The organism is Marinobacter sp. ELB17, assembly GCF_000169375.1.
GTDB lineage: Bacteria > Pseudomonadota > Gammaproteobacteria > Pseudomonadales > Oleiphilaceae > Marinobacter.
Genome location: NZ_AAXY01000051.1, coordinates 1 through 12,085 on the forward strand (window position 1 = coordinate 1; position 12,085 = coordinate 12,085).

The 12,085-nt window shown below is 50.8% G+C and carries 10 protein-coding genes and 1 pseudogene; 3 read left to right on the top strand and 8 right to left on the bottom strand.

Annotation, left to right across the window (positions count from 1 at the left end; genetic code table 11):
• From MELB17_RS22325 to MELB17_RS22350, 6 genes and pseudogenes are all read right to left on the bottom strand, one after another.
• A pseudogene (locus tag MELB17_RS22325) lies at nt 1–361 on the bottom strand (carbohydrate ABC transporter substrate-binding protein); the annotation flags it as partial.
• 225 nt (nt 362–586) lie between these two features.
• Nucleotides 587–862, bottom strand: a complete 276-nt coding sequence (locus MELB17_RS22330) for a DUF2160 domain-containing protein (protein ID WP_007352625.1) — start codon at nt 860–862, stop codon at nt 587–589.
• A gap of 11 nt (nt 863–873) precedes the next feature.
• The gene (locus tag MELB17_RS22335) at nt 874–1,680 is read right to left on the bottom strand and encodes a carbohydrate ABC transporter permease (protein ID WP_007352626.1); all 807 of its coding nucleotides are present in this window, start codon (nt 1,678–1,680) and stop codon (nt 874–876) included.
• A gap of 10 nt (nt 1,681–1,690) precedes the next feature.
• Entirely contained in the window at nt 1,691–2,557 is an 867-nt protein-coding gene (locus MELB17_RS22340; RefSeq protein ID WP_007352627.1) for a carbohydrate ABC transporter permease, read from the bottom strand.
• Complete coding sequence (locus MELB17_RS22345; RefSeq protein ID WP_007352628.1) at nt 2,557–3,657, bottom strand: ABC transporter ATP-binding protein; 1,101 nt, start codon at nt 3,655–3,657, stop codon at nt 2,557–2,559. Before MELB17_RS22345 ends, MELB17_RS22340 begins: the two co-directional genes overlap by 1 nt.
• The gene (locus MELB17_RS22350) at nt 3,657–4,751 is read right to left on the bottom strand and encodes an ABC transporter ATP-binding protein (RefSeq protein ID WP_007352629.1); all 1,095 of its coding nucleotides are present in this window, start codon (nt 4,749–4,751) and stop codon (nt 3,657–3,659) included. The genes MELB17_RS22345 and MELB17_RS22350 overlap by 1 nt, the downstream gene beginning before the upstream one ends.
• A gap of 329 nt (nt 4,752–5,080) precedes the next feature.
• Here MELB17_RS22350 and MELB17_RS22355 point away from each other — a divergent pair, with 329 nt between their 5' ends.
• A complete protein-coding gene (locus tag MELB17_RS22355) occupies nt 5,081–6,988 on the top strand; it encodes a sigma-54-dependent Fis family transcriptional regulator (protein WP_007352630.1) in 1,908 nt (635 codons plus the stop codon).
• Nucleotides 6,989–7,020: 32 nt separating this feature from the next.
• Here MELB17_RS22355 and glpK read toward each other — a convergent pair whose 3' ends face one another.
• Nucleotides 7,021–8,493, bottom strand: coding sequence for a glycerol kinase GlpK (gene glpK, locus MELB17_RS22360; RefSeq protein ID WP_007352631.1), 1,473 nt, complete (start codon nt 8,491–8,493; stop codon nt 7,021–7,023).
• A 202-nt stretch (nt 8,494–8,695) separates the two neighbouring features.
• On the opposite strand from glpK, the gene MELB17_RS22365 reads away from it, so the two are divergent.
• Together MELB17_RS22365 and glpD are read left to right on the top strand one after the other, a co-directional pair.
• Nucleotides 8,696–9,454 (top strand): DeoR/GlpR family transcriptional regulator, encoded by a 759-nt coding sequence (locus MELB17_RS22365; RefSeq protein ID WP_007352632.1) that lies wholly within the window; start codon nt 8,696–8,698, stop codon nt 9,452–9,454.
• 178 nt (nt 9,455–9,632) lie between these two features.
• The gene (gene glpD / locus MELB17_RS22370) at nt 9,633–11,129 is read left to right on the top strand and encodes a glycerol-3-phosphate dehydrogenase (protein WP_007352633.1); all 1,497 of its coding nucleotides are present in this window, start codon (nt 9,633–9,635) and stop codon (nt 11,127–11,129) included.
• Nucleotides 11,130–11,329: 200 nt separating this feature from the next.
• Here glpD and MELB17_RS22375 read toward each other — a convergent pair.
• On the bottom strand, nt 11,330–12,085 hold a 756-nt coding region (locus tag MELB17_RS22375), incomplete at its 5' end, for a porin (protein ID WP_007352634.1).

Here is a 12,085-nt window from a genome sequence, read left to right on the forward strand (position 1 = left end):
TCTGGGTCTGTAGCTTCTCGATGACGTCGCCTTCCTGGATCAGGCTATGGTTCAGTTTGATACCGGTAATTTCGAAGAATGCTTTAGCCAGAACGTTGGATTCATACTCGTGAGTGGCCAGGGTTTCTGAAACTACGTTGATTTCCATTCCGCGGAACTCTTCCGCAGCCTGGGTAAACCAAGCCATTTCCTTCATCTGCTCTTCTTTGCTGAGAGTCGACTTCTTGAATGACTCACTTACCCACTTTTCAGCTGCGTCCGAATATTGATCGGCGTAGGCTTGCAGGCTCAAACTCATACTGGCAGCGGCGATAGCGACACTGAGTATAAGAGTTTTAGGATGTTTGTTATTTTTGAACATACCCAACCTCATTTACTTTTTATGGATGGAGCGGGACCAGTCCGCGCTCCGATTTTACATCAACATCACTTACAGCACTCGAGTCATTAAACGTTGTATTCGAGAACAGCTTAATGATCGTTTTCGATCATTAACTCAAAGTTAGTTCGTTTCCGAATTCTTTACAACCTTTTTGGCCAACAATTTTCACTATTTCACATCACATCACGTCACGCTCTCGTCTCATTAGCCCCAGCGTAACAACACCGCCGCCCAAGCCACAGACACCGCCAACGCGACCCACAAGCTTACATCGCTGACCGCAAGAAAAGTCAGATGAATGTAAGCGGTCGACAGCAAGCTAATAAACAACCGATCGCCGCGAGTGGTTTCGATAGGCAGAAATCCTTTGCGCTCACGACAGGGCGAAACAATTTCGTAAACGGTCATAACCGCGAGAATCGAAGCGATCACCGCAAAAAAGATTACCACCGTGGGGGTCCAGTTCATCCAGTCAATCATCAGTGTTCTCCTTATACGCGCCCGAGAGCGAAGCCTTTGGCCACATGGTTACGAACAAACCAAATCACCAATATGCCGGGAATAATCGTCAGAGCACCTGCTGCCGACAGCACACCCCAGTCAATACCGCTGGCTCCTATGGTCCGCGTCATAATGGCGCCAATAGGCTGAGCGTCCACAGATGTCAGAGTACGGGCAAGCAACAGTTCTACCCACGAAAACATAAAGGTAAAGAATGCGGTTACGCCGATGCCAGAACGAATCATCGGCAGGAACACTTTGATAAAGAACCGTGGAAAGCTGTAACCGTCAATAAAGGCCATCTCGTCGTATTCACGGGGTACACCTTTCATAAAACCTTCCAGAATCCACACCGCCAGAGGTACGGTGAACAAACAGTGCGCCAGTGCAACGGCAATGTGTGTATCAAACAGACCAATTGACGAGTACAGCTGAAAGAATGGCAACAAAAATACCGCCGGCGGCGCCATCCGGTTGCTCAACAGCCAGAAAAACAGATGCTTGTCGCCCAGGAACTTGTAGCGGCTGAAGGCGTAAGCCGCCGGCAGCGCCACCAGCAACGTGATGACCACGTTCATGGCCACATACGTCATCGAGTTCAGATAACCGTTGTACCAACTAGGATCACTAAAAATGACCGCATAATTGTCAAGGGTGAACGTTCTTGGAAAAAGCGTAAGGCCGCCCAGAATTTCCTGGTTTGTTTTGAACGACATGTTCAACAACCAGTAAACCGGAGTTAGTACAAACGCTATAAAAAGGGTGATCCCTACGTTTTTGAAACGACTTTGTTTCATCTCACTCTCCTTATTTTTCTTTGTCATCTTGAGTGATGGCGGTAAAAAACAGCCACGAAATCAACAGCACAATCAGGAAGTAGATCAGCGAGAAAGCAGATGCGCGCCCCAGGTCGAACTGTCCGATGGCCATGGTGGTCAATGTTTGGCTCAAGAAAGTGGTCGAGCTACCAGGCCCGCCGCCGGTCAATACAAACGGCTCGGTATAAATCATAAAGCTGTCCATAAAGCGCAACAGCACCGCTATGATCAACACGCTTTTCAACCGTGGCAGCTGGATGTAACGGAACACTGCCCATTTAGAAGCACGGTCAATTTCAGCTGCTTGATAAAAGGCCTCCGGGATGGCGCGCAGGCCCGAATAGCAAAGCAGCGCTACCAGCGGCGTCCAGTGCCATACGTCCATCAACAGAACCGTTAACCAGGCATCAACGGTGTTGCCGGTGTAGTTGTAGTCAAAGCCGAGCTCGTTAAGACCCCAACCAAACAAGCCAATGTCGCCACGGGCGAAGACCTGCCAGATGGTGCCGACCACGTTCCAGGGAATCAGCAGCGGAATTGCGATCAAAATCAAACACAAGGAACCTTTAATGCCAGACTTCGGCATCATCAGCGCAACGCCGATACCCAAAGGGATCTGAATCAGCAGCACAGCGCCGGAAAACATGAACTGGCGAATGAGGGAATCCTGCAAGCGCTCGTCACCCAGCACCTCTTTAAACCACTCGGTGCCGACGAAAAACGCCTGCCCCGGGCCAAAAATATCCTGCACTGAATAGTTGACAACGGTCATCAACGGAATCAACGCTGAAAAAGCGACCAGCAAAAATACCGGCAACACCAGCCACCAGGCGCGATTATTATGGATTTTTTGCATTATTGTTGCTCCTGTACCAGGAATTCATCGACATACAGCTTCAGCCACTGTTGCGGGAACGAAAGGTACGTGCGGCTGCCAATGGCACCCTCAAACTCTTCGTTCATCCGCACTTTCATCTCCTGCTGATCCAGCCGCACGGTGACAACTTTGTAAGTACCGAGGTCTTCCATATCCAAGATTTCGGCCTCGTAGGTGTCGTCCGAGGCAGTCGGAGACAACTCGATAAATTCCGGACGGATCCCGATTTTGATGTTTTTGGATGTGAGGCGTTTCAACAGCTCGACCTGCCACGGCGCCAGGTCCACCTGAGTAGACCTGAAACGAACCCCTGCGGCGCTGCGCTCTACTTCAACCAGGTTCATGCCCGGGCTGCCAATAAAATAACCAACAAAGGTATGGTTGGGCTGCTCGAACAACTCGGTGGGCGTACCGAACTGAACAATCTGACCGCCGTACATCACCGCAATCTTGTCGGCAAATGTAGACGCTTCCAGCTGGTCGTGGGTCACGTACACCATGGTGATATCGAACTGCTCGTGAATCTGCTTTAGTTTACGCCGCAGTTTCCACTTCAACTGGGGGTCAATCACCGTGAGCGGTTCATCAAACAGAATGGCCGACACGTCTTCCCGCACCAGACCGCGCCCCATGGACACTTTCTGCTTTTCGTCGGCGGTCAGGTTTTTAGCCTTCTTGTACAGCTTGTCTTCAATTTCCAGCACTTCGGCAATTTCTTGCACCCGCGCCTTGATGCGTGACTTCGGTATTTTGTTGTTCTTTAACGGAAATGCCAGGTTGTCAAACACGGTCATGGAGTCGTAAACAACCGGAAACTGGAACACTTGGGCGATGTTACGATCCCGCGGCGACAGCTCGTTGACCCGCTTACCGTCAAACAGCACTTCACCTTCAGAGGGCTGAACCAGACCGGAAATGATATTCAGCATGGTGCTTTTGCCACAACCAGATGGCCCTAGTAAAGCGTAAGCCCCGCCTTCATGCCAAACGTGATCGAGATGACGAATCGCATAGTCTTCTGGCCCTCCAGGCGTTTCGCTGTAACTGTGAGCCAGTGATTTCAATTTAATTTCAGCCATTAGGCAGCCCCTCCTGACATTCGCGATGGTGTGTGCACCAACTTTTCGGCGCTATCGAACACGAACAGTTTGTTGATGGGCAAGTAAACCTTAACCGGGGCACCGGTGTGGTACTGGTGCACACCCATCAGCTGCATCACCATTTCGAAATGGCTGTTTTCGATGTGTATAAACGTTTCCGAACCGCTGATTTCGCTTAGGGCTACTTCCATCGACATTTCAAGGTCATCGTCGTTGGCCGGCACCAGAGCAATATGGCTAGGGCGAACCCCGAACCAGTAATCTCCTGGCGCAAGTTTGGACAATTCCTGAGTCAAAGCGTGATGAGAGTATTCGTCAAATGTTACTTCGGTTTCTGTTACGCGTCCGCGGATCATATTCATCGGCGGTTCACTGAACAGCTGCGCAGCCAAGGTGTTTACCGGTGACCGGTACACATCCATAACCGGACCGTTCTGAATCACACTGCCTTCATGCAACAGCGTGGTTGTGCCGCCCAACGCCAAAGCTTCGTTGGCTTCCGTGGTGGCGTATACCGCAATGCACTGGCGTTCACGGAACAGGTCACGCAGTTCGGCCCGCAGCTCTTCCCGTAGTTTATAATCAAGGTTCACTAGGGGTTCATCGAACAGCACCAATGTGGCGTCTTTAACCAACGCCCGCGCCATCGCTGTTCGCTGCTGCTGGCCGCCAGAAAGCTCGAGGGGATAACGCTTCAAAAGGGGGCTAATTTGCAGCATGGCCGCGGTTTCTTTTACCCGGCGGTCAATTTCAGAATCCGTCATCTTGGCCAAACGCAAAGGCGAGGCGATGTTTTCATACACCGATATGCCTGGGTAGTTGATGAACTGCTGATAAATCATCGAGACATTCCGGGCTTGCACGCTCTGTCCGGTTACATCTTGGCCGTTGAAGATCAACCGGCCTTCAGTTGGTGTGTCAAGTCCGGCCATCAAGCGCATCATCGAGGTTTTGCCCGAGAGCGTTCGACCCAGCAGCACATTGAAAGAGCCGGCCTGAAAGGTGAGATTGGCATCCCGTATATAGTCGACACCGTCGACCCTATGAGAGAGGTTCTCCAGAGTTAAGGACATATCTATTCCTTCTTGTTCTTGTGGAATCACATCTGGGCAAATGATCGCGCCCGGTCTTTTGATTGCGAATTAGACAACGCAAAGGCTATACCAGTTTTTTGCAAATCTACGTAAAAATACTTATATAGTTGATTTATATAGATTTTTTTTATGCTTGGCCTTTCTGAATCGAAAGATATCGTGTTCGTTTAACACTACTTTGTTCAAATTGAACATTGACCTAAACACAATTTACACAGATTATTGAACAGTATTCAGTGTATCAATGAACAATTCGCCTCGCACATCGGCATCAAATAACGCTAAAACGAACACAGAGATGCGGCTTAATGAAAAATACCGAACACGAAAATGGACGCAGCCTAGTCGAGCAATCGTGGGATCGCTGCATCGCTTGGGGCCTTGATCACGACTTCGAACCCACACCACCGGCACCGGGTGCGGCACAGGTAGAAGAGCTGGAACGCCAATACCACGAACTACTCACCAGTACCGAAGCCGAAGTGTTGCCCTACTATCGAAATGTACTTTCCAGCAGTCGCTGCCTTATTTTGCTGGCAAACCGGCACGCAACGGTGCTAAGAAGCTGGGGTGACGAACGCATTACCGAGGCACAGTTAAAACCTTGGTTCCAGCAAGGCTCAAACTGGCGGGAAGAGCGCTGTGGTACAAACGCCATAGGCACTGCGATTGCTGCTAACAAAGCGGTGCAGATTCAGCGTAACGAACACTTTCTAAAACTCAATCGCAGCATGATTGGTTCTGCCGCGCCTATCTTTGACGCACACAAGCAATTGGTGGGCGTGCTCAGTGTGTTCAGTGACGCCTACCTGCCCCAAGCTCATACTCTGGGCATGGTTCGTTTACTGGCACAGTCGGTAGACAACCGCCTGCTAAAGCGTCAATTCGAGCGCGACCATTTCATGCTGACGCTCAGTACCACTGCAGACAACTTCGACAGCCCCTGGTCCGGTATACTTATTTGTGATGACTTGGGGCGTATCGTGGCCAGCAATCAACGTGCTGACCAACTGTTGAGTAAAACGACCGTTGGGGATCGGCTGGACGACCTGTTCACTACCCATCGCAATCACATTCTTGGGCACCCACCGCAATCTGCATTGCAGCTCAGCACTAAAAATAGGGTGCGCTTGAGTGCGAAGATCCAACGGCCCACTGTCGCTCAGGTACGGCCGCTCGACGAGGATCCTTTAGTAATAACACGACAAACCAAGGCGACACAGACGCACAGCGCCGATTTTTCAGCCCTCGAATACGGCGACGCAACCGTTCGCCGCTGCGCCGAACAAAGCCTGAAAGTGCTGGAGCGCGGCGTGCCAGTGCTGATTACCGGGGAAACCGGGGTTGGCAAAGAGGTGCTGGTTAAGGCCCTGCATCAGGCCACACAGCGCAAAGAGCAGGCTTTGGTTGCCGTTAATTGCGCGGCTATCCCGCCGGAGCTGGTGGAATCGGAACTGTTCGGCTACGAAGCCGGCGCCTTTACCGGAGCACGGGCGCAAGGTTCGTTGGGGTTCATTCGTAAAGCTCACAAAGGCATTTTGTTTCTGGATGAAATTGGCGAAATGCCATTATCGGCACAATCCAGGTTATTGCGGGTACTTCAGGAGCGAGTGGTAACACCGGTTGGCGCCACCGACAGTATTGCGGTAGATATTCTGCTGATCACAGCTACAAACCGTGCACCGGCCTTGCACGTTGAGTCAGGGCAATTACGCGCAGACCTTTACTATCGCATCAACGGATTGTGTGTCGAACTGCCCGCACTGCGTGATCGCACAGACAAACACAAACTGGTGCAGCATATTTACAGCCAATACCGCGACCCAGTGCAAAGCGAGGCACTATCGCCCCGGATTCTGGCAGCACTGACCAATCACCCGTGGCCCGGCAATATCCGCCAACTGGTCAATGTGATCAGAGTAGCAGTTGCCATTGCCGACGGCGAAGATCTCCAGATATGGCATCTGCCAACCGATTTTTTGGCACAGCTTGATGCCACCGCTACCGGCAACCTGTCAGACGTAATTAACGCTGCCGCCGGCGAGAGCGGCTCGGAGGCCACGTTTGGCAAACTGAAAAAAGCCGCGCCAGAACCCCTTGCTCACACACTGCAGGTCTATCAAAAATGCATGGGCAACATTTCCAGCGCAGCGCGGGAGCTATCAATCAGCCGCAACACACTCTACAAGCGCCTGCGGGAACTGGGGATGCGCTAGTGCGCAACCCAAGTTCATAACGTTCGCTTCGTTTAAAGCTTGTGCACCGCCTGAATCCAGCCGGCGTACAACCGGTCGCGATCTGCCTTTGACATTACTGGTTCAAAGCGGCGATCGCAGCGCCATAAATCGGCAAGCTCTTCCAGCGAACCGTAAACGCCAGCTTTTAAACCCGCTAAATAGGCTACGCCTAGAGCTGTGGTTTCCACCAACGAAGGCCGATCAACAGTGGCCCCCAGGATATCAGCCAAAAACTGCATAACCCAGTTGTTTTTGACCATGCCACCATCTACCCGCAGGGTAATCGGACGAATGCCGTCTTTCTCCATGGCTTTCTGCAGATCTTTGGTCTGATAGCACACCGATTGCAACCCGGCGGTCACGATTTCCTTGATACCAGTGTCGCGGGTCAGGCCAAAAATGGCGCCTCGGGCGTCAGGATCCCAATAAGGTGCACCCAGCCCGGTAAACGCCGGCACCAGATAAACACCGTGGTCTACCGGCGTGCATTGCGCCAGTGGTTCAGCCTCGCTGGCGTTATTAATCAATTGCAAACCATCACGCAGCCACTGAATCGTTGCCCCGGCAATAAAGATACTGCCCTCTATCGCATAGGTCGGCTTACCATTCAAACGATAGGCGACCGTTGTTAGCAAACGGTGCTCGGATTGCAACGCTTTGTCGCCGGTATTGAGCATGAGAAAACAACCGGTACCGTAGGTGCTCTTCGCCATACCAACCTTGAAACAGGTCTGGCCGAACAACGCCGCCTGCTGGTCGCCGGCAACACCTAAAACAGACACGCCGTTCAGCGCACCGCCTTCCGTGATTTTGCCAAAATCATCTGACGAGTCCATCACCTCAGGCAATAAGGACGCGGGAACGTCGAATAATTTCAGTAGCTCTTCATCCCACTGCTGGGTATGAATATTGAACAACAACGTGCGACTGGCGTTGGTAGCGTCGGTGCGGTGTACCTGGCCCCCTGTCAGCTTCCACAACAGAAAACTGTCAACGGTTCCAAAGGCCAGCTCACCACGTTCCGCCCGCTCTCGCGTGCCTGGAACATTTTCCAAGATCCAACGGATTTTTGTAGCGGAAAAATAAGGGTCTATTAACAGTCCAGTTTTACTATGCACTGCGGGTTCGTGGCTGGACGACTTCATTGTTTTGCAATAAGCGGCAGTTCGCCGATCCTGCCAGACAATTGCGTTATAAACCGGCTCGCCGGTTTTCCGATCCCATATGATGGTGGTCTCACGCTGATTGGCAATGCCCACCGCGATTACTTCGTCATCTGCACCGAACTCTTCTGCCATCACTTCGTCGCAGGTGCTTTGCACTGTTGACCAAATGTCTGCCGGCTTGTGCTCTACCCAGCCACTGTCAGGAAAATGCTGGGGGAACTCCTGCTGCCGTACCGCATGAATATTGCCGTGCAAATCAAAAAGAATGGCGCGAGAACTGGTGGTTCCCTGATCTATGGAAAGTATGTATTGACTCATTTTTTGTAGGCCTCGTTTTCTTATTTGTTCGCATTTTTACTTTTTTGAACATGAATGCCAAGAAGTTTCGCCTATATCCGAACTCTGCACACGTCTGTTGGGTTCTAACGGCTGCATAAAAGATCGAAAACGACTATAGTTTCACAGTATTTTCTAAAAAACATACAATCATAAAAAAAGAACCCCACGTGGAGGGTGTTGAATGGCACAGCGGCGTCGGCAGGATTTGATTATGGAACTGATCCAGCACAACGGGTTTGTAACCACCGAGCAGCTGGTAGACCAGTTCAAAGTAACGCCGCAAACCATTCGCCGGGACTTGAACGAACTGGCCAAACATAAAAAGCTAAGGCGCCATCACGGCGGCGCGGGCATAGACTCAAGCACCGTTAACACCGATTATCAGGCCCGCAAGATTATGGACCTAGAGGCCAAAGAGCGCATCGCCGAAGCTATGGTCAAGCTGATTCCCGACAATTCCTCGGTATTTATCAACATTGGCACCACCACCGAAACCATTGCTAAAGCCTTGCTTGAAAAGAACAACTTACAGATTGTAACCAACAATCTGCATGTCGCCTCTATTCTATCAGCCAAAGACGACTTTCACGTTATTATCGCCGGTGGCGAAGTGCGCAGTCGCGATGGCGGCATTGTAGGCGAAGCCACCCGAGATTTTATCAATCAGTTTAAGATGGATTTTGGCATTATCGGCATAAGCGGCATTCACAACGACGGCTCGCTACTGGATTTTGATTACCGCGAAGTTCGAGTCGCTCAGGCAATTATTGCCAATTCCGGTCAAATTTTACTAGCAGCGGACCACTCCAAGTTTGGCCGCAACGCCATGGTTCGGTTAGGTAACATCACCCAAGCCGATCACGTGTTCACTGACCAAGCACCGCCCCCGGAAATCTCTCGACTGCTCATCGAGCACGATGTCACTCTTCATTTAGTTTGATTTTGGTCTAAGAATTCGCTTGAGGATACACATTTTCTTTTATTTTCGCTTTTTTTCTATTTTTTCCTTTACGAATATATCTCGCTTTCGCATAATAGGTTTTGTAGCGCGTATGAACTCTGAAAAGTGCGCATAACAAAAAAGCGTCTTTTCCAATGGCATCAGGAGATGACCGATAATGACTGTAGATCACCAACGTTATGACGTCGTCGTAGTTGGCGGCGGTGTAAATGGTACAGGCATCGCAATGGACGCTGCCGGCCGCGGTTTGAAAGTACTGCTTTGCGAAATGAATGATTTGGCTTCGGCGACGTCATCCAGCAGCAGCAAGCTTATTCACGGCGGACTGCGTTACTTAGAACACTATGAATTTCGCCTAGTGCAAAAAGCACTGGCCGAGCGCGAATCTCTTTTGCGCAATTCTCCTCACATTATGTGGCCCATGCGCTTTCGTTTGCCACACCGGTCGCACTTACGCCCGGCGTGGATGATTCGTGCAGGTTTGTTTCTTTATGACCATTTAGCCAAGCGGGAAATTTTGCCCGGCTCCAAGTCCATCCGTTTTGATGAGACCGGTCCGTTAAAACCAGATATTACCCGCGGTTTTGAATATTCTGATGGCTGGGTAGACGACGCACGACTGGTAGTACTGACCGCTAAAAAAGCTCAACAATCCGGCGCCACCATTTTGACTCGCACCAAGTGCGTAAACGCAGAACGCGGTCGTGACGAATGGCAAATTACCCTTCGCAACACCGACACAAACGTAGATCAGATAATTTCTGCGAAGTGCATCGTGAATGCTTCAGGCCCGTGGGTAAGTTCATTGTTTGGCGAAAGCCTGTCGATGCCGGCGCCTAAAATGATCCGCATGGTAAAAGGCAGTCACATTGTTGTGCCCCGCCTGAACCAAGAAGAAGAAGCCTATATTCTTCAGAACGAAGACGATCGCATTGTGTTCGTTATTCCCTACGAAGATAACTTCTCGCTGATTGGCACCACCGACGTTGAATACGAGGGCAATCCGAAGGAAGCCAAAATTTCACCGGAAGAAACCATCTATTTGCTGAAAATTGTGAACTCGTACTTTGAGCGTCAGCTGGAGCCATCTGACGTGGTCTGGTCTTATTCCGGCGTGCGTCCGCTGATGGACGGTGAAGAAGAGAACGCACAGAAGGCCTCCCGCGACTACACCTTTGAAGTCAGCGAAGAGAAAGACAAAGCGTCGTTGATTTCGGTGTTTGGTGGCAAAATCACCACGTATCGCAAACTGGCGGAAGCGGCCACCGACAAAATTTGCCACTTCTTCAAAAACAATCGGGGCCATTGGACAAAAACGGCCGTGCTTCCGGGTGGCGACTTTGATAACCAGATTAACCTGGCCGCTTCACTCGATGAGGCCTACCCTTGGTTGCCGGAAAAACTGGTCAGCCGCTACGTGCGCACCTACGGTACAACGTCGCGGGATATTCTGAACAACTGCGCTAGCGTAGACGATCTTGGCAAGCTCTTCGTGGGCACGCTCTATGAAAAAGAAGTAGAGCACCTGATCAACAACGAGTGGGCCATGACCTCCGAAGACATTCTCTGGCGCCGAACCAAGCAAGGGCTCTACGCCTCAGATAGCGAAGTTGAAGCGCTGGACAGCTTCCTGAAAGACAGAGCAACCGTTTAAAGCAGTAAACCTTCTCCACCACAGTGCCTGGTATTTTTTCAGGCACTTTTCTCCGGCCGGATTGTTCCGTCCGGAGTTTTTTTTGCCTGAAATTCAGATAAAAAATCAGGCAAAAAAAAGACTGAGAACCCCACTCAGTCTTTTTCCACTTCTTTGAAGGGTTCCAATAGGAGAACCCTTCCTTCTTCAAACCATCAGCATTAGAACGTTAGCTGTGAGCCGAAGATGATGGCGTCATATTCGCCGGTGCCATCACCTGTGCCAAGAGTAGTGTACTCAGCCATCAGGGTCAGGTTATCAGTAGCCGCGTAGCGGGCGAACAACATGGTCAGGTCCGTGTCGTCTCCGTCGCCGGCTATGATGTCATCTTCGCCCTCACCGTAGCTTACGCCCAGGGTGGTCTTGTTGATTTTATACGTTGTCTCAACGTACCACTGGCTGGCTTCTTCTTCGTTATCATCAAAGCGTGCCGCAAACACACCATTACCTGTACCCTTAGTCATGGAATAGTTACCACGAACAGCCAGATCGCCAAGCGAGACTGAGCCACCAAAGTCGATACCAGACATGGTGTAGTCGTTAAAGGAGCCGGTTTTGGAATCTACATCTTGAGTAAAGCCGCTCGACCACAGCGAGAAGTTATCTGCAGAATACACAACGTTCGCTTCGATGCGGGGCATGTTGTATTCAGCATCGGCACTTCCGGTTTCTGTAGCGCCCAGCTTTGACGGACTGAACAAACCTACCTTAAACTGCAAACCACCAAAACTGTTGGATGAGTACATCACGCGAGGCGTGAAGTTCGCGTAAAAATAACCATTACCAATACGCCCTGCAGTGGCTGTATCTGTATCCGGGCCACCGATCAGGCCAACACCCAAACCGCTGCCGTTATCACCAATGGCTGGTGTTCCAAAAATGCCAAAACCCTTACCAATGTTGACGGTACCAAAATA